The following is an 18,546-nucleotide window of genomic DNA, read 5'->3' on the forward strand; positions in this document are numbered from 1 at the left end:
CGGCCTTTGGGGGCCGGGGTTTTTCTTTAAAAGACGACAATCCCTCGCCGACTTTGGGGCGAAAACCGACCTTCACACCCTACGTTCCTTGGTAACAGCACGTAGGTACGTCGCCATCGCTGCAAAACGTTGCCGAGTCTCCCATTCGAACACTCGGTTCACCACCGGATCCAGAATCCACCCCAACCACCTCGGCCGCAATCGGACGCTAAACGTATAAATCAGCTCCGAGGTCGCCCCATCAAGATCACGATGGCGCATTGAAGCTGCCCACCATTGGAAGCATCCGGCCGGCTCCACTATTACCGCTGCCGCCACTTGAGCCGGCCGGTAATTGACGAAGCGAGTACGCAACGCAAACAGACGTTTCCACCCGCGCCCCTGGTTGATCGTGATTGCACCGATGTAGGGGTGACTGCCCCCACCCTCGACCGCCGCATGGGACAACAGCGTATCCCACTGCCGACGCACACTGTGGTTGTGAAAAGCTTCAAAAGCATCGGAGGCGGAGGAAGGCATGATCAGGGTGATTCGACGTTGCTTCATTGCGTTTCCTCGACAATGGCAGACGTGAATTTCCAGCGTTGGAACTCAACCTCGAACTCTTCCAACTCCAGTAACCCCATGCATGGGACGGCTCCCGTCAGGTGAAGCTCGTTATTCGCCAACTTACGGGCGAGCAACACCGCCGCCATGCACGGAATTTCCGGCCCGTGCCCACCCGGTGCGGTTAACTGCCAAGTCAAACAACCTTGTTCGTTACCCTTAAGCGCCCCACGCACTTGAACCTTCATGGCCCCCATGTCGCTGCCCAGCGGATCCAGCACCAGGGCGGACATTGCGTCCAGCCGAGCCGCCCATCGATGGATCGGCAATGGCAATCCAAGCCGTCGCAAGGCGGCAGCCAGCCAGAGGCAGACATGCTGAATCCGCAGTTCCAGCGCCGCATGGAATTCGACATCGCTGACACCCGCGTATCGGGCAGGAAACAGCGCGAGGTCCGGCACATCGCACGCCGCTCCCCAGCGTGGGCCCAGGCCAACGAAGCTGAAACGCCGGATGTCCTGCCAACCGAACTGTTTACGCCATGCGCCGCCATTCCAGCGCGCAAAGGCCAACCCGGCATAACCAAACACCGCCTCGATGGTGGCGATGCCTCGCGCGGCCTGCTGGCCGGGCGCGATGACGGTCCTGATGCTGTCCACACGGATAAAGGACTTGGCCAGGTGATCGGCCACCGCGCAAGACAAACCGGGCACGCTACTGGCTCCCGAAATGGCGAGCACACCCGCGGCTTTTGCCTGGGCGTCTACATTGGCTGAGAAGTGCTCGACAAAGTCCCGACCGTCCGCGAGGTCCAGGTAGTGTGCGCCGGCGGCACAAGCCGCCTTCGCGACAGCATAGTCCTGGCCCTGAAAGGGACCGGCACAGTGGATGACCAGACCCGGCGAAGCTTCGGCGAGGCGCGCTTCGAAGTCGGTGGAGTTGATATCAAGGGGGAGGGTGGTCACGGTCTGTCCGGAGCTGAACGTATGGACGCCCCCGCTAGTGCTGCGACTGGCAGCGATCACCGTCAAACCTGGCTCCTGCGCGAGGCGCTGGCAGATACGCGCTCCGAAGTTGCCCAAACCGCCTATTACGATGACGCGCATGACTATCCTTGGCATAAGCTCTCAGCGGCTAGAGTATAAGGCTGCACTGCACAGTTCAATGAAGGCTGAGGTCCCCGCAAACCTCCAATACCTTCGGGGCTCGCAGTTGGCTGCTGAACGTTGAATGCACTCCAGAACAATAACGATACCGAGGAACGCAAGATGTCCGAACTCAAGCTTCACCCGCAAGCCGCTGCCTCGCTGCAACGCTGGCATGACATGGTCGCGCACGGCGAACTGGCCGCCTTGCCCGAGCTGTTGGCGGCGGATGTGGTGTTCCGTTCTCCCGTGGCTCATACCCCATACCCCGGTGTGCTGGTGGTCTCGACCATCCTCGGCACGGTCATCAAGGTCTTCGAGCACTTCACTTATCATCGTGAACTGGTCACGGCTGACGGTCTCAGTGTGGTCTTGGAGTTCAGCGCCGAGGTGGCGGGCCGGCAGCTCAAGGGCATCGACATGATACGTTTCGACGAGACCGGCAAGATTGTCGAGTTCGAAGTCATGGTTCGCCCCATGAACGCGCTGCAGGCACTCGGCGAGGAAATGGGGCGGCGTTTGGCACCCTACCTGGCGGCTGCCAAGAACTGAGTTTCACACTACGGCGCGTAATGCAGTGTCAGCTTGCACAGGTTCACGCCACACGCGCTTGGGTCATGACACACCGGGCAATAGTATCGTCGCACGCAAAAAAAAGGCCCGCTGATAGCGGGCCTCCTTTGGGCATGGCCGGCCAACCCATGGGGTTAGCCGAACCATTTATTTGTGAAAATGCGCAACTATTCTGTGAACCTACACCTGATCAGAAATCCAGGTTCGACACCGCCAACGCATTGCTCTCGATAAAGTCACGACGTGGCTCTACCGCATCACCCATCAGCGTGTTGAAGATCTGGTCCGCACCGATGGCATCTTCGATCGTCACTTTCAGCATCCGGCGAACCGTCGGGTCCATGGTGGTTTCCCACAGCTGATCCGGGTTCATCTCACCCAGCCCTTTGTAGCGCTGGATGGTATGGCGCTTGGTGCTTTCGGCCATCAGCCAGTCCAGGGCTTCCTTGAACTCGGTCACCTCTTTCTTGCGCTCGCCACGCTGGATGTAAGCCCCCTCGTCGAGCAGGGAGCTCAACTGCGCACCCAGGGTTACGACGGTCTTGTAGTCGTTGCTGCCGAAGAAGTCGCGGTTGAAGGTGACGTAGTTGGACAGGCCATGGGAGATCAATTCGACCTCCGGCAGCCAGATGTTACGTTCACGATCTTCACGCAGGCTGGCTTTGTAGACCAGGCCGGACTTCTCGTTCAGACGCAGACGGACTTCATACTTGGCCAGCCATTCCTGCATCGCCGCGTAATCGCCCAGTTGCTCCAGGCTCACCGCCGGCAGGTAGATGAAGTGCTCGGTCAGCTCCTGCGGGTACAGGCGCGACAGGCGCTTGAGGGTCTTCATCACCATGCGGAAGTCATTCACCAGACGCTCCAGCGCTTCGCCGGAAATACCCGGGGCATCTTCATTCAGGTGCAGGCTCGCGTCTTCCAGGGCCGACTGCGTCATGTACTCTTCCATGGCGTCGTCGTCCTTGATGTATTGCTCCTGCTTGCCTTTCTTCACCTTGTACAACGGCGGCTGGGCGATATAGATGTAGCCGCGTTCGATCAGCTCCGGCAGCTGACGGAAGAAGAACGTCAGCAGCAGGGTACGGATGTGCGAACCGTCGACGTCAGCATCGGTCATGATGATGATGTTGTGATAACGCAGCTTCTCGATGTTGTACTCTTCGCGACCGATACCGCAGCCCAGTGCGGTGATCAGCGTGCCCACTTCCTGGGACGAGATCATCTTGTCGAAACGGGCTTTTTCCACGTTGAGGATCTTGCCCTTCAACGGCAGGATCGCCTGGGTACGACGGTTACGACCCTGCTTGGCGGAACCGCCAGCAGAGTCACCTTCCACCAGGTACAGTTCGGAAAGGGCAGGGTCCTTTTCCTGGCAGTCCGCCAGTTTGCCCGGCAGGCCGGCGATATCCAGCGCACCTTTGCGACGGGTCATTTCACGCGCTTTACGCGCCGCTTCACGGGCACGGGCGGCGTCGATCATCTTGCCGACCACCAGCTTGGCTTCGTTCGGGTTTTCCAACAGGAAGTCGGAGAAGTACTTGCCCATTTCCTGTTCGACAGCGGTCTTCACTTCGGAAGAGACCAGCTTGTCCTTGGTCTGGGAGCTGAACTTCGGATCCGGCACCTTGACCGAAATGATCGCGGTCAGGCCTTCACGGGCATCGTCACCGGTGGTGGCGACCTTGTGCTTCTTCGCCAGACCTTCCTGTTCGATGTAGTTGTTCAGGTTACGGGTCAGCGCGGAGCGGAAGCCCACCAGGTGAGTACCGCCATCGCGCTGTGGAATGTTGTTGGTGAAGCACAACAGGTTCTCGTTGAAGCTGTCGTTCCACTGCAAGGCGATTTCCACGCCGATGCCGTCTTCGCGCTGGATATTGAAGTGGAACACCTGGTTGACCGCAGTCTTGTTGGTGTTCAGGTATTCAACGAACGCACGCAGGCCGCCTTCGTACTTGAACAGTTCTTCCTTGCCGCTGCGCTCGTCCTTGAGGACGATGCCGACACCGGAGTTGAGGAAGGACAGTTCACGAATCCGCTTGGCCAGGATGTCCCAGCTGAAGTGGATGTTCTTGAAGGTTTCGGCGGAGGCCTTGAAGTGAATCTCGGTACCGGTGGTTTCGCTCTCGCCGACGATTTTCATCGGTTCCTGAGGCACACCGTGGACGTAGGTCTGTTCCCAGATCTTGCCGCTGCGACGCACGGTCAGCACCAGCAATTCGGACAGGGCGTTCACCACCGACACACCTACACCGTGCAGACCGCCGGAGACTTTATAGGAGTTGTCGTCGAACTTACCGCCGGCGTGCAGCACGGTCATGATGACCTCGGCTGCGGAAACGCCTTCTTCCTTGTGCACGTCTACCGGAATACCGCGACCGTTGTCGCGTACGGTGATGGACTCATCCGGGTGGATGATGATGCTGATGTCGTCGCAATGGCCGGCGAGCGCTTCGTCGATGGAGTTGTCGACCACCTCGAACACCATGTGGTGCAGACCGCTGCCATCATCGGTGTCGCCAATGTACATACCGGGACGTTTGCGTACGGCATCCAAACCTTTCAGCACCTTGATGCTGTTCGAGTCGTACGTATTTTCTTCGCTCATGCCTTCACTCCCGATGGTCGTGGGTCTGGGTGATACAGCCCTGTTCCACGTGGAACAAAGCAACTGGCGTTTCCGTCTGCCAGCCTTCCCTCAATAATTCGTGGTCTACACAGGTGATAAACACCTGGCAGCGTAAGTCTTCCAGCAAGCGACAGAGTGCACGACGGTGTTGCTCGTCCAACTCGGACGGCAGGTCATCCACCAGATAAATACACTGGCCGCGCCGGGCCTGACTGACCAGATGCCCCTGAGCAATGCGCAAGGCACAGACCACCAGTTTCTGCTGACCCCGGGACAAGATGTCCGCGGCATTGTGTGCGCCCAATCGAAGACGCAAATCAGCTCGCTGTGGTCCGGCTTGGGTGTGACCCATTTGCTGGTCCCGGTGCAGGGAAGAGGCGAGCACAGCGCTCAATTCCTTCTCTTTGTCCCAACCCCGGTAATAGCTCAGCGTTAAGCCCTCGAGTTCGACTAGCTCGCTCAAGGTTTGCTCAAAGACTGGTTTCAAGGCTTTGATGTAAGCGCGGCGGTATTCATCGATTTCGGCGCTGGCCAGGCACAGTTCCCGGTCCCAGGCCGCTTGCGAAGCGGCGTCAAGTGTACCATGCCGCAGCCATGAGTTCCGCTGCCGCAGGGCCTTCTGCAAGCGCTGCCAGGTCGACATGAAACGAGGTTCCACGTGGAACACGCCCCAATCGAGGAACTGTCGACGGATCTTCGGCGCACCCTCCAGCAAGCGAAAGCTGTCCGGGTTGATCAGTTGCAGCGGCAGGATTTCCGCCAGTTGCGCGGCGCTCTTGGCGTTCTGCCCATCGATGCGGATCTGGAATTCACCCTGTCGATCCCGCGATATCCCCAACGCGCTGTGCCCGCCCTCGGCCAACTCCACCTGACCGAAGACCGTGCAGGCGAGTTGCTCGTACTGGATCACCGGTAGCAGGCGGGTACTGCGGAACGAGCGTGCAAGCCCGAGCAGATGCAGCGCTTCGAGCACGCTGGTTTTTCCGCTGCCGTTGGCGCCGTAAAGAATATTGATACGCGGGGAGGGGGAGAAGGTCACCGGCTGCAGGTTACGCACCGCGGTGACCGAAACACGACTGAGGGACATCTAGCGTTGGCTGGACATGGGCAGGCGCGACACCGTTACAGGCGCATCGGCATGACGACGTAGGCGGAGTCGTCGTTGTCGGACTCCTGCACCAGCGCGCTGCTGTTGGAGTCGGACAGGATCAGACGCACCTGCTCGGTGGTCATCACGCCCAGCACGTCCAGCAGATAGCTGACGTTGAAGCCGATTTCCAGGGGACCGCCGTTGTACTCGACGCCCACTTCTTCTTCCGCTTCTTCCTGCTCCGGGTTGTTGGCCTGGATCTTCAGTTGACCATTGGCCAGCTGTAGACGGATGCCGCGGTACTTCTCGTTGGACAGGATCGCGGTACGGCTGAAGGCCTCGCGCAGTGCCTGGCGATCCCCCAGGACCAGCTTGTCACCGCCTTTTGGCAGGACACGCTCGTAGTCCGGGAACTTGCCGTCCACCAGCTTGGAGGTGAAGGTGAACTCGCCGGTGGTCGCACGAATATGGTGCTGGCCGAGGACGATGCTCACGTTGCCTTCCGGCTCGGTCAGCAGGCGGGCCATTTCCAGGATGCCCTTGCGTGGCACGATGACCTGGTGACGATCCGGCTGACCGATATCAGCCTGCATCGAGCACATGGCCAGACGGTGACCGTCGGTGGCCACGGCGCGGATCACACCGGCGGACACTTCCAGCAGCATGCCGTTGAGGTAGTAACGCACGTCCTGCTGGGCCATGGCGAAACTGGTACGTTCGATCAGGCGACGCAGCTTGCTCTGGTCAAGCTGGCAAGTCAGCGAGCCCGGGCCTTCTTCCACTGTCGGGAAATCATTCGCCGGCAAGGTGGACAGGGTGAAGCGGCTACGACCGGCCTTCACCACCAGCTTCTGCTCGTCGACCTTGATGTCGATCAGGGCGTCGTTGGGCAGGCTCTTGCAGATGTCCATCAGCTTGCGCGCCGGCACGGTGATTTCACCCGGCTCCGCCGGCTCTTCGAGCTGGACGCGACCGACCAGTTCGACTTCGAGGTCGGTACCGGTCAGCGACAGTTGCTGGCCTTCGACCACCAGCAGCACATTGGAGAGCACCGGCAAGGTCTGGCGGCGCTCGACGACGCCTGCGACCAGTTGCAGGGGTTTCAACAGGGCTTCGCGTTGAATAGTGAAATGCATGGTCTAGTCCCTTGCCTTAGTAAGCTGCGCTGGTGTCATCAAGTGGTCAGTGTGCGCAGCAGGTTCTTGTAGTCCTCGCGGATGTCCGCGTCGGATTCCTTAAGTTCGTTGATCTTGCGGCATGCATGCAAGACCGTAGTATGGTCGCGTCCGCCAAAGACATCACCAATTTCAGGCAAGCTGTGGTTGGTGAGTTCCTTGGACAAGGCCATGGCGACCTGACGTGGACGTGCCACCGAGCGCGAACGGCGCTTGGACAGCAGGTCGGAAATCTTGATCTTGTAGTACTCGGCCACCGTGCGCTGAATGTTATCCACAGACACCAGCTTGTCTTGCAGCGCCAGCAGGTCTTTCAGCGATTCGCGGATCAGCTCGATGGTGATATCGCGGCCCATGAAGTGCGAGTGAGCGATCACCCGTTTCAGCGCGCCCTCGAGTTCACGGACGTTGGAACGAATACGTTGGGCAATGAAGAACGCCGCGTCATGGGGCAGTTCGACTTTTGCCTGGTCGGCCTTCTTCATCAGGATCGCGACCCGGGTTTCCAGTTCCGGCGGTTCGACCGCAACGGTCAGGCCCCAGCCGAAGCGCGACTTCAGGCGCTCTTCCAGTCCCTCGATCTCTTTCGGATAACGGTCACTGGTCAGGATCACTTGCTGACCGCCTTCAAGCAAGGCGTTGAAGGTGTGGAAAAACTCTTCCTGGGAGCGTTCCTTGCGGGCGAAGAATTGAATGTCGTCGATCAGCAGGGCATCCACCGAACGGTAGAAGCGCTTGAATTCGTTGATGGCGTTGAGCTGCAAGGCCTTGACCATGTCCGCGACGAAACGCTCCGAATGCAGGTAGACCACCTTGGCATTCGGGTTCTTCTTTAATAGATGGTTACCCACAGCGTGCATCAAGTGGGTCTTACCCAGGCCGACGCCGCCATACAGGAAGAGCGGGTTGTAGCCGTGCTTGGGATTGTCCGCCACCTGCCAGGCCGCGGCCCGGGCCAACTGGTTGGACTTGCCTTCGACGAAATTCTCAAAGGTGAAGGTGCGGTTCAGGTAGCTGGTGTGCTTGAGCGCGCCTTCCACCTGGACGGTACGTTGTTCGGCACGCACCGGGGCCTGTTGCGAACTGGCGCCGGCCATCGGGTCGAAGCTGTCGCGCGACGGTTCTTCGCTGACCTCGACCGCCGTCTTCGGGGTCGGGGCCAGCTGTGCAGGCGGGGTTACGGCGGCCGGTGCCGGAGCACTTGCAGCCATGGCCTGGGACGCGGCGGCGGCCAACGGGGCATTCGGCGCGGCACGCGGAGCGGAACTGCGCTTGCTGCCTATTAATAAGGAGAGCGCCGGCGCCAGGCCGTTGCCGTGCTCGTTCAACAGTTCGAGCAAACGTCCCAGGTACTTTTCATTCACCCAGTCGAGCACAAAACGGTTCGGTGCATAGACACGCAACTCGTCGCCTTCGGCTTCGACCTGTAGTGGACGGATCCAGGTGTTGAATTGCTGGGCAGGCAGCTCATCACGCAGAAGCTCCACGCACTGCTGCCAAAGTTCCACTGACACGGATATCCCCTAAGTTGAAAGCCGGTGAGGCAAAAACAAGCCGCCATTGTACCGGCAGCCAGAGCACTTATCCACATGTAGGTTGCAGGGACAACCTGAGGAATCAACCGCTTATCAGTGGACAAGGCGACCAACGGCATGTGCATAAGCTCTGTGGATAACCGTGCTTGAGGTCGTTGTACAAGTGGGGGCGAAAGTCTGTGGGTAACCCGCCTGTGGATAACCTGGCATTCCGCGCACAGCTTATCCGATAGCACGGCACAGGCGGAGCACCGCTTACCCACCCAGTTGTCATTCTCTGTACAGTACGTGTTTTCTGGCCTCACGCGACTTATCCACAGATAACCGCTACCTAAGCTTCTATAAGCTTTACAGAAAAGCTTTAAATAATTCCCTTCTTTATTTTTATATCTGGGTCGCGAGTGGGACCGGGTGATCGGCTCGAATACCTATATGAAGTAAAAGCTGGTTGGAAATTGACCTGCGGGCTTGCTTTCTCTAGAATCCCCGGTCTCTTAAAACGGGGGCCATTCCGGCCCGTTGTGACGAACCAGGTAGCAACGCCATGAAACGTACTTTCCAACCCAGCACTATCAAACGCGCCCGCACCCACGGTTTCCGTGCTCGCATGGCAACCAAGAACGGTCGTGCCGTCCTGTCGCGTCGCCGCGCCAAAGGCCGTGCTCGTCTGGCAGTTTGATAATCCGGCGCGGGTGGTGAGTCAGGACTTCAGTCGGGAAAAGCGTCTGCTTACTCCTCGACATTTCAAGGCAGTCTTTGACTCCCCTACCGGCAAGGTTCCGGGGAAAAATCTCCTGCTCCTTGCGCGCAACAACGATCTGGATCATCCCCGTCTGGGGCTGGTTATCGGTAAAAAGAGCGTCAAGCTCTCCGTTGAGCGCAATCGCCTCAAACGTCTGATGCGCGAGTCGTTCCGCCTGCACCAGGATTCACTGGTCGGCTGGGATATCGTTATCGTCGCGCGCAAAGGTCTGGGCGATGTAGAAAACCCTGAATTGATCCAGCATTTCGGCAAACTCTGGAAACGCCTGGCCCGTACGGCGCCAGCGGTACCTGCAGTCAAAACCGAAACTGTGAGGGTAGACAGCCCAGATGCGTAAACTGGCCCTCGTTCCGATCCAGTTTTATCGCTATGCCATCAGTCCCTTGATGGCCAATCACTGTCGTTTCTACCCCAGTTGTTCTTGCTACGCGTATGAAGCCATTGAAACTCATGGATTCCTGCGCGGTGGCTGGCTGACCGTTCGTCGCTTAGGTCGCTGTCATCCGTGGAATGCCGGTGGTTATGACCCGGTTCCACCAATCCCTACCTCCCGTTCTTCTTCGATGGCCGAGTAATCATGGATATCAAACGCACAATCCTGATCGTCGCCCTGGCAATCGTGACCTATGTCGGGGTTCTCAAATGGAACCAGGACTACGGTCAAGCTGCCCTGCCGACCCAGAATGTCGCTACCACCGTTCCCGGTTTGCCGGATTCGGTACCTGGCAACAAAGCCAGCGCCAGTGATGACATTCCACGTGCAGCCAATGACACCAGTGCGCCTGTAGAAGCACCGGTGGCTGCCAGCAACGACCTCATCCACGTGAAAACGGATGTGCTCGACCTGGCTATCGATCCAAAAGGCGGGGATATTGCCCAGCTGAAGCTGCCACTCTATCCACGTCGTCAGGACCATCCGGAAATTCCTTTCCAGTTGTTCGACAACGGTGGCGAGCGTACCTACCTGGCCCAGAGCGGCCTGATCGGTACCAACGGCCCGGATTCGAGTGCGGCCGGTCGCCCGCTGTACGCTTCCGCGCAGAAAAGTTATCAACTGGCTGACGGTCAGGACCAACTGGTCGTCGACCTGAAATTCAGTGAAAACGGCGTCAACTACATCAAGCGTTTCACCCTGAAACGCGGCCTGTATGACATGACCGTGTCTTATCTGATCGACAACGAAAGCGCCCAGTCCTGGTCGGGTGCGATGTTCGCCCAGCTGAAACGCGACGCCAGCACCGATCCATCCTCCAGCACCGCCACCGGTACCGCGACTTACCTGGGCGCCGCCCTGGGGACAAGTTCCGAGCCGTACAAGAAAGTGTCGATGAAAGATATCGACAAGGCCCAGCTGAAGGAAACCGCCCAAGGCGGTTGGGTTGCCTGGTTGCAACACTACTTCGTGACCGCCTGGGTTCCGGCCAAGGGTGACAGCAATGTCATGACCACCCGCAAGGACAGCCAAGGCAACTACATCATTGGCTACACCGGTCCTTCGCTGACCCTGGCCCCGGGCCAGAAAACCGAGACCAGCGCCGTTCTGTACGCCGGCCCGAAAATCCAGGCGGCACTGAAACAGTTATCCCCAGGCCTGGAACTGACGGTCGACTACGGCATGCTGTGGTTCATCGCCCAACCGATCTTCTGGCTGCTGCAACATATCCACAGCCTGCTCGGTAACTGGGGCTTCTCGATCATCGTCCTGACCATGCTGATCAAGGGGCTCTTCTTCCCGTTGTCGGCGGCCAGCTACAAATCGATGGCGCGCATGCGTGCCGTGGCGCCGAAACTGGCGGCACTGAAAGAGCAACATGGCGACGACCGGCAGAAAATGTCGCAAGCCATGATGGAGCTGTACAAGAAGGAGAAGATCAATCCACTGGGCGGCTGCCTGCCGATCCTGGTGCAGATGCCGGTTTTCCTTTCCCTGTACTGGGTGTTGCTGGAAAGCGTTGAAATGCGCCAGACCCCGTTCATCCTGTGGATTACCGACCTGTCGATCAAGGATCCGTTCTTCATCCTGCCGATCATCATGGGCGCCACCATGTTCATCCAGCAGCGTCTGAACCCGACGCCTCCGGATCCGATGCAAGCCAAGGTGATGAAGCTGATGCCGATCGTCTTCACCTTCTTCTTCCTGTGGTTCCCTGCGGGCCTGGTGCTGTACTGGGTTGTGAACAACTGCCTGTCCATCGCCCAACAGTGGTACATCACACGTAGTATCGAAGCGGCTACCAAGAAAGCCACTGCGTAACCTACTCTGTGGATAACCACTCAAGACGCCCCCTAGTGGGGCGTTTTGCTATCTGTCATTTAGTGTCGAGACCCGCTTCATGAACCTTCCTCGGGAAACCATCGCCGCCGTTGCCACCGCCCAAGGCCGTGGCGGGGTCGGTATTGTCCGACTTTCCGGGCCTTTGGCGCACGCCGCGGCGCTGGCCATCAGCGGTCGCGAGTTGAAACCGCGCTACGCCCACTACGGTCCGTTCCTGGACGACAGTGGTGATGTGCTCGACGAAGGCATCGCCCTGTATTTCCCGGGGCCGCACTCCTTCACCGGGGAAGATGTGCTCGAGCTGCAGGGCCATGGCGGTCCGGTGGTCCTGGACATGCTGCTGCAGCGTTGCCTGCAACTGGGCTGTCGGCTGGCCCGGCCGGGGGAATTCAGCGAGCGGGCGTTTCTCAACGACAAGCTCGACCTGGCCCAGGCCGAGGCGATTGCCGACCTGATCGAAGCCAGCTCCGCTCAGGCCGCGCGCAATGCGCTGCGTTCGTTGCAAGGCGCGTTTTCCCAGCGTGTGCATAACCTCACCGAGCAGCTCATCGGCCTGCGGATCTATGTGGAGGCGGCCATCGACTTTCCCGAGGAGGAAATCGACTTTCTCGCCGATGGTCATGTGCTGGCCTTGCTCGATGCGGTGCGCAACGAGTTATCCACAGTGATGCGCGAAGCCGGGCAGGGGGCCTTGTTGCGCGATGGCATGACGGTGGTGATCGCCGGTCGACCGAACGCCGGCAAGTCCAGCCTGCTCAATGCCCTGGCCGGGCGTGAAGCGGCGATCGTGACCGAGATCGCGGGTACCACTCGTGATGTCCTGCGCGAACATATCCACATCGATGGCATGCCGTTGCATGTGGTGGACACTGCCGGCTTGCGCGACACCGATGACCATGTGGAAAAGATCGGTGTCGAACGTGCGCTCAAGGCCATTGGCGAAGCGGATCGGGTGTTGCTGGTGGTGGATGCCACCGCACCGGAAGCTGTGGATCCTTTTGCCTTGTGGCCGGAATTCCTCGAGCAACGACCCGATCCGGCCAAGGTCACCTTGATCCGCAACAAGGCCGATCTGAGCGGCGAGGCCATGGCACTGGAAGTCAGCGAGGATGGCCATGTCACCATCAGCTTGAGCGCCAAGGCTGGCGGCGCGGGGTTGGAGCTGCTGCGCGAGCACCTCAAGGCCTGCATGGGTTATGAACAGACCTCCGAGAGCAGCTTCAGCGCCCGTCGGCGTCATCTGGAAGCGCTCCGTCACGCCAGTGCAGCCCTGGAACACGGTCATGCACAGTTGACCCTGGCCGGTGCTGGCGAGCTGCTGGCGGAGGATCTGCGCCAGGCCCAGCAGTTCCTGGGCGAGATCACCGGCGCGTTCAGCTCCGACGACCTGCTGGGGCGGATCTTTTCCAGCTTCTGCATCGGTAAATAACCTTACCTGCCGGCCCCCCTCCGGGCTTGCCCGCGAAACTTTTGTCGGCCTTGAAGGCCTCTTCGCGAGCAAGCTCTGCTCCCACAGTGAGCGCAAACCCCCATTGATTTCCTTGGCAGTCGAATGATTTCAAATCGTTTCGACTGCTTTCGGCTGCCCGCGATTTGCCTCGTCGGGCCTTTTTCTGTGGATTAAGCCCTGTGAATAACCGCGCCTCAGGTCAGTTGATAACCAGGCCTGAAAACTGAGGATGAACCCCCTTGTGGATAAGCATCGGTTTAATCCACAGGCTTACACCGGTTATCCCAAGCCCTCCCGAGCACCTGACCACAGACTTTTGAACCTCTGTACACATTGATAAATAAGGCCTGTATGACCTTATCCACAGAAAGGGTGCTGCCTAAGAATAAACATAAAAACAAAGATTTAATAAATTTCTCTCTTTTTAATTTCTTTTGTCCGTGGTCTATCCACAGCCTGGTTAAATTTTGTGCAAAGGGTTCTTTAGGAAGGGGGAAGTCCCTATACTTGTCGACCTGGCCCAAAAACCTGGGCCGAACCCATTCCTAATTACCTACCTGAAGCAGGCACGAGGTGCGTGGTGGATTTCCCTTCCCGTTTTGAAGTGATCGTCATCGGCGGCGGTCATGCCGGTACCGAGGCAGCACTGGCGTCCGCACGCATGGGGGCAAAAACCCTGCTGTTGACGCATAACGTGGAAACCCTCGGTGCCATGAGTTGCAACCCCGCGATCGGCGGGATCGGCAAAAGCCATCTGGTCAAGGAAATCGATGCCCTTGGCGGCGCGATGGCCATCGCCACCGATAAAGGCGGCATCCAGTTCCGCGTCCTGAACAGTCGTAAAGGCCCTGCCGTGCGCGCCACCCGTGCCCAGGCCGACCGTGTGCTGTACAAGGCCGCGGTGCGCGAGATCCTGGAAAACCAGCCGAACCTGTGGATATTTCAGCAGGCCGCCGACGACCTGATCGTCGAGCAGGACCAGGTTCGCGGTGTGGTGACCCAGATGGGCCTGCGTTTCTTCGCCGAATCCGTGGTCCTGACCACCGGCACCTTCCTCGGTGGACTTATCCACATCGGGATGCAGAACTATTCCGGCGGTCGCGCCGGTGATCCGCCGTCGATTGCCCTGGCCCATCGCCTGCGGGAACTGCCGCTGCGGGTCGGTCGCCTGAAAACCGGTACGCCGCCACGCATCGATGGTCGTTCCGTGGATTTCTCGGTGATGTCCGAACAACCGGGCGATACGCCGATTCCGGTGATGTCGTTCATGGGCTCGAAAGAACAGCATCCACGGCAGGTCAGTTGCTGGATTACCCACACCAACGCCCGCACCCACGAAATCATTGCCGCGAACCTCGATCGTTCGCCGATGTATTCCGGGGTGATCGAAGGCATCGGCCCGCGCTACTGCCCGTCTATCGAAGACAAGATCCACCGCTTTGCCGACAAGGAAAGCCACCAGGTCTTCATCGAACCTGAAGGCCTGACAACCAACGAGCTGTATCCGAACGGGATATCCACATCCCTGCCGTTCGACGTGCAGTTGCAGATCGTCCAATCGATCCGCGGCATGGAAAACGCCCATATCGTGCGTCCGGGCTATGCCATCGAGTACGACTACTTCGATCCGCGTGACCTGAAATACAGCCTGGAAACCAAAGTCATCGGCGGTTTGTTCTTCGCCGGGCAAATCAACGGCACCACCGGTTACGAAGAAGCCGGTGCGCAAGGTCTGCTGGCCGGAGCCAATGCCGCGTTGCGTGCCCAAGGCAAGGACAGCTGGTGCCCGCGTCGCGACGAGGCGTACATCGGCGTGCTGGTCGACGACCTGATTACCCTGGGAACCCAGGAACCGTACCGGATGTTCACATCCCGCGCCGAGTACCGGCTGATCCTGCGCGAAGACAACGCCGACCTGCGTTTGACCGAGAAAGGCCGCGAACTGGGGCTGGTGGATGACGTGCGCTGGGCGGCTTTCTGCAAGAAACGCGAAGGCATCGAGCTGGAAGAGCAGCGCCTGAAAAGCACCTGGGTCCGCCCGGGCACCGAGCAGGGCGATGCCATTGCCGAAAAATTCGGTACACCGCTGACCCACGAATACAACCTGCTGAATCTGCTGAGCCGTCCGGAAATCGACTACGCTGGTCTGGTCGAAGTGACCGGGCAGGGCGCCGAGGATCCGCAAGTCGCCGAACAGGTCGAGATCAAGACCAAATACGCCGGTTATATCGACCGCCAGCAGGACGAGATCGCTCGCCTGCGGGCCAGTGAAGACACCAAACTGCCTGTGGATATCGACTACACCAGCATCTCCGGGCTGTCCAAGGAGATCCAGAGCAAGCTCGGCGCCACCCGTCCCGAGACGTTGGGCCAGGCTTCGCGGATCCCGGGCGTGACGCCGGCGGCGATTTCCCTGTTGATGATTCACCTGAAAAAACGCGGCGCCGGCCGTCAGTTGGAGCAAAGCGCTTGAGTTCGTTGGTCACTTCGCAACACGCAGAAGAGTTATCCACAGGTGCCCGCCAGCTCGGCGTCAACCTGAGCGAAACCCAGCACGCCTTGCTGCTGGGGTATCTGGCCCTGTTGATCAAATGGAACCAGGCCTACAACCTCACCGCGGTCCGCGATCCCGACGAAATGGTCTCGCGCCATCTGCTCGACAGCCTGAGCGTGATGTCCTTCGTCGAAAACGGCCGCTGGCTCGATGTCGGCAGCGGCGGCGGGATGCCGGGGATTCCCCTGGCGATCCTGTTTCCCGATTCGGCGGTGACCTGCCTGGACAGCAACGGCAAGAAGACCCGCTTCCTGACCCAGGTCAAACTCGAACTCAAACTGGATAACCTGCAAGTTATCCACAGCCGGGTCGAAGCCTTCCAACCCGCGCAGCCGTTCAACGGGATCATTTCCCGGGCCTTCAGCAGCATGGAGAACTTCACCGGCTGGACTCGCCACCTTGGCGACGCCGACACACGCTGGTTGGCAATGAAGGGCGTCCATCCCGCCGATGAGCTGGTAGCATTGCCGGCAGACTTCCACCTCGATAGCGAACACGCCTTGGCCGTACCCGGTTGCCAAGGCCAACGCCATCTGCTGATACTGCGCCGCACGGCATGATTGGGAACACAAGCAAGAATGGCTAAGGTATTCGCGATAGCGAACCAGAAAGGTGGCGTGGGCAAAACCACCACCTGCATCAACCTCGCAGCATCCCTGGTCGCGACCAAGCGCCGGGTGCTGCTGATCGACCTCGATCCACAGGGCAACGCCACCATGGGTAGCGGTGTGGATAAACACGGCCTGGAAAACTCCATCTACGATGTGCTGATCGGCGAATGCGACCTGGCCCAGGCCATGCATTTCTCCGAGCACGGCGGTTATCAACTGCTGCCGGCCAACCGTGACCTGACGGCGGCCGAGGTGGTGCTGCTGGAAATGCAGATGAAGGAAAGCCGTCTGCGCAGCGCCCTGGCGCCGATTCGCGAGAATTACGACTACATCCTCATCGACTGCCCGCCGTCGCTGTCGATGCTGACCCTCAATGCGCTGGTGGCCGCCGATGGGGTAATTATCCCCATGCAGTGCGAGTACTTTGCCCTGGAAGGACTCAGCGACCTTGTGGATAACATCAAGCGCATCGCCGAACTGCTCAACCCGGAGCTGAAAGTCGAAGGCCTGTTGCGGACCATGTACGACCCGCGTCTGAGTTTGATGAACGACGTTTCCGCACAGCTCAAGGAACATTTCGGTGAGCAGCTGTACGACACCGTGATCCCTCGCAACATCCGTCTGGCCGAAGCCCCGAGCTACGGCATGCCCGCGCTGGCTTACGACAAACAATCCCGTGGCGCCGTGGCCTACCTGGCCCTGGCGGGCGAGATGGTTCGCCGTCAACGCCGCACTTCACGCACCGCAGCCCCGGCAACTTAAGGAATCCCCATGGCCGTCAAGAAACGAGGTCTCGGACGTGGACTGGATGCACTGCTGAGTGGTCCGACTGTCAGCGCGTTGGAAGAGCAGGCCATCCAGGCCGATCAACGGGAATTGCAACACCTGCCGCTGGACCTGATCCAGCGCGGCAAGTACCAGCCGCGCCGGGACATGGACCCGCAGGCACTGGAAGAACTGGCGCAATCGATCAAGGCCCAGGGCGTGATGCAGCCGATCGTGGTGCGTCCCATCGGCAGCGGTCGCTTTGAAATCATTGCCGGCGAACGCCGCTGGCGCGCCAGCCAGCAGGCCGGGCAGGACAGCATTCCGGCGATGGTCCGCGATGTGCCGGACGAAACCGCCATCGCCATGGCGTTGATCGAGAACATCCAGCGCGAAGACCTCAATCCGATCGAGGAGGCCGTGGCCCTGCAGCGCTTGCAGCAGGAGTTCCAGCTGACCCAGCAACAGGTCGCCGAAGCCGTGGGCAAGTCCCGCGTGACCGTGGCCAACCTGCTGCGCCTGATCGCATTGCCGGAAGTCATCAAGACCATGTTGTCCCATGGCGACCTGGAAATGGGTCATGCCCGTGCCTTGCTCGGTTTGCCGGATGACCGACAGGTCGAAGGGGCGCGACACGTTGTCGCACGTGGCCTCACCGTACGCCAGACCGAGGCCCTGGTCCGCCAGTGGCTGAGCGGCAAAAAGGAGCCTGCCGAGCCTGCCAAGGTCGACCCGGACATCAGTCGCCTCGAGCAGCGCCTGGCAGAGCGGCTGGGCTCTGCGGTGCAGATCCGCCACGGCCAGAAGGGAAAAGGTCAGTTGGTGATTCGCTATAACTCCTTGGATGAACTACAAGGGGTACTCGCCCATATTCGCTGAAACATTTCCTCATGTAGCGAACAGTCGGAAATCACTACCCGACAGTTGAATAGGGGCTGAACCGCCCCTATACTCTGCGCGCATTTTGTCGGCACAATTTATGCCAAGTTATTGATTCATGGCGGCCGACCCTTGAGGAGCGTTAGTGATGGAAACCCGCACGCCAAACAGGTTGCCGTTCCATCGCTTGGCGGTATTTCCGATTTTATTGGCCCAGTTTGTCGTTTTGTTGGTGGCAGCTTTGGCGCTTTGGCGATGGCATGGGGTCGTTGCCGGATACTCAGGACTCTGCGGAGGCCTGATAGCCTTGCTGCCCAATGTGTATTTTGCTCACAGGGCCTTTCGGTTTTCCGGCGCCCGGGCAGCCCAATCCATCGTCCGGTCTTTTTATGCCGGCGAGGCGGGGAAATTGATTTTGACGGCAGTGCTGTTTGCACTGACGTTCGCAGGTGTGAAGCCATTGGCGCCGCTAGCAGTCTTCGGCGTCTTCGTGCTGACCCAGTTGGTCAGCTGGTTCGCACCCGTGCTAATGAGAACAAGACTTTCGAGACCTTAG

Annotated in this window: 17 protein-coding genes; 11 read left to right on the forward strand and 6 right to left on the reverse strand. The window is 59.3% G+C overall.

The window, feature by feature from the left end; all coding sequences use genetic code 11:
- Positions 1-72 precede the first annotated feature (72 nt).
- Together NUH87_RS17155 and NUH87_RS17160 are read right to left on the reverse strand one after the other, a co-directional pair.
- The gene (locus NUH87_RS17155) at positions 73-546 is read right to left on the reverse strand and encodes a hypothetical protein (RefSeq protein WP_040071869.1); all 474 of its coding nucleotides are present in this window, start codon (positions 544-546) and stop codon (positions 73-75) included.
- Positions 543-1,652, reverse strand: coding sequence for a saccharopine dehydrogenase family protein (locus NUH87_RS17160; protein WP_338521938.1), 1,110 nt, complete (start codon positions 1,650-1,652; stop codon positions 543-545). The genes NUH87_RS17155 and NUH87_RS17160 overlap by 4 nt, the downstream gene beginning before the upstream one ends.
- Positions 1,653-1,814: 162 nt before the next feature.
- On the opposite strand from NUH87_RS17160, the gene NUH87_RS17165 reads away from it, so the two are divergent.
- On the forward strand, positions 1,815-2,243 hold the full coding sequence (locus NUH87_RS17165) for a nuclear transport factor 2 family protein (RefSeq protein ID WP_338521940.1): 429 nt from the start codon (positions 1,815-1,817) through the stop codon (positions 2,241-2,243).
- A gap of 211 nt (positions 2,244-2,454) precedes the next feature.
- Here NUH87_RS17165 and gyrB read toward each other — a convergent pair whose 3' ends face one another.
- From gyrB to dnaA, 4 genes are read right to left on the reverse strand one after another with little or no spacing between them, the layout of a single operon-like run.
- Complete coding sequence (gene gyrB / locus NUH87_RS17170; protein WP_338521942.1) at positions 2,455-4,872, reverse strand: DNA topoisomerase (ATP-hydrolyzing) subunit B; 2,418 nt, start codon at positions 4,870-4,872, stop codon at positions 2,455-2,457.
- 4 nt (positions 4,873-4,876) lie between these two features.
- Positions 4,877-5,980 carry a DNA replication/repair protein RecF gene (recF, locus tag NUH87_RS17175; RefSeq protein ID WP_191489164.1) on the reverse strand — a complete coding sequence of 368 codons (1,104 nt, stop codon included), beginning with the start codon at positions 5,978-5,980 and terminating at the stop codon, positions 4,877-4,879.
- A gap of 35 nt (positions 5,981-6,015) precedes the next feature.
- On the reverse strand, positions 6,016-7,119 hold the full coding sequence (gene dnaN, locus NUH87_RS17180) for a DNA polymerase III subunit beta (protein WP_338521946.1): 1,104 nt from the start codon (positions 7,117-7,119) through the stop codon (positions 6,016-6,018).
- 38 nt (positions 7,120-7,157) lie between these two features.
- Entirely contained in the window at positions 7,158-8,672 is a 1,515-nt protein-coding gene (dnaA, locus tag NUH87_RS17185) for a chromosomal replication initiator protein DnaA (RefSeq protein ID WP_338521948.1), read from the reverse strand.
- Positions 8,673-9,237: 565 nt separating this feature from the next.
- Between dnaA and rpmH the strand changes: the two genes are divergently transcribed.
- From rpmH to NUH87_RS17235, 10 genes are all read left to right on the forward strand, one after another.
- A complete protein-coding gene (gene rpmH, locus NUH87_RS17190; protein WP_003213577.1) occupies positions 9,238-9,372 on the forward strand; it encodes a 50S ribosomal protein L34 in 135 nt (44 codons plus the stop codon).
- A 13-nt stretch (positions 9,373-9,385) separates the two neighbouring features.
- Positions 9,386-9,793, forward strand: a complete 408-nt coding sequence (gene rnpA / locus NUH87_RS17195) for a ribonuclease P protein component (RefSeq protein WP_338526842.1) — start codon at positions 9,386-9,388, stop codon at positions 9,791-9,793.
- On the forward strand, positions 9,786-10,031 hold the full coding sequence (gene yidD, locus NUH87_RS17200) for a membrane protein insertion efficiency factor YidD (RefSeq protein ID WP_084615171.1): 246 nt from the start codon (positions 9,786-9,788) through the stop codon (positions 10,029-10,031). The genes rnpA and yidD overlap by 8 nt, the downstream gene beginning before the upstream one ends.
- Before the next feature lie 2 nt (positions 10,032-10,033).
- Complete coding sequence (gene yidC / locus NUH87_RS17205; RefSeq protein ID WP_338521953.1) at positions 10,034-11,710, forward strand: membrane protein insertase YidC; 1,677 nt, start codon at positions 10,034-10,036, stop codon at positions 11,708-11,710.
- Between the two features lie 79 nt (positions 11,711-11,789).
- A complete protein-coding gene (gene mnmE / locus NUH87_RS17210) occupies positions 11,790-13,160 on the forward strand; it encodes a tRNA uridine-5-carboxymethylaminomethyl(34) synthesis GTPase MnmE (RefSeq protein ID WP_338521955.1) in 1,371 nt (456 codons plus the stop codon).
- A gap of 601 nt (positions 13,161-13,761) precedes the next feature.
- Positions 13,762-15,654 (forward strand): tRNA uridine-5-carboxymethylaminomethyl(34) synthesis enzyme MnmG, encoded by a 1,893-nt coding sequence (gene mnmG, locus NUH87_RS17215; protein ID WP_338521957.1) that lies wholly within the window; start codon positions 13,762-13,764, stop codon positions 15,652-15,654.
- Positions 15,651-16,295, forward strand: coding sequence for a 16S rRNA (guanine(527)-N(7))-methyltransferase RsmG (rsmG, locus tag NUH87_RS17220; RefSeq protein ID WP_040071859.1), 645 nt, complete (start codon positions 15,651-15,653; stop codon positions 16,293-16,295). Before mnmG ends, rsmG begins: the two co-directional genes overlap by 4 nt.
- An 18-nt stretch (positions 16,296-16,313) precedes the next feature.
- Positions 16,314-17,108, forward strand: coding sequence for a ParA family protein (locus NUH87_RS17225; protein ID WP_040071858.1), 795 nt, complete (start codon positions 16,314-16,316; stop codon positions 17,106-17,108).
- Positions 17,109-17,117: 9 nt separating this feature from the next.
- Positions 17,118-17,990 carry a ParB/RepB/Spo0J family partition protein gene (locus NUH87_RS17230; protein ID WP_040071857.1) on the forward strand — a complete coding sequence of 291 codons (873 nt, stop codon included), beginning with the start codon at positions 17,118-17,120 and terminating at the stop codon, positions 17,988-17,990.
- A 148-nt stretch (positions 17,991-18,138) separates the two neighbouring features.
- On the forward strand, positions 18,139-18,546 hold the full coding sequence (locus NUH87_RS17235; RefSeq protein WP_040071856.1) for a F0F1 ATP synthase subunit I: 408 nt from the start codon (positions 18,139-18,141) through the stop codon (positions 18,544-18,546).

The organism is Pseudomonas batumici, assembly GCF_036585405.1.
In the GTDB taxonomy this organism is placed as follows: Bacteria; Pseudomonadota; Gammaproteobacteria; order Pseudomonadales; family Pseudomonadaceae; genus Aquipseudomonas; species Aquipseudomonas batumici.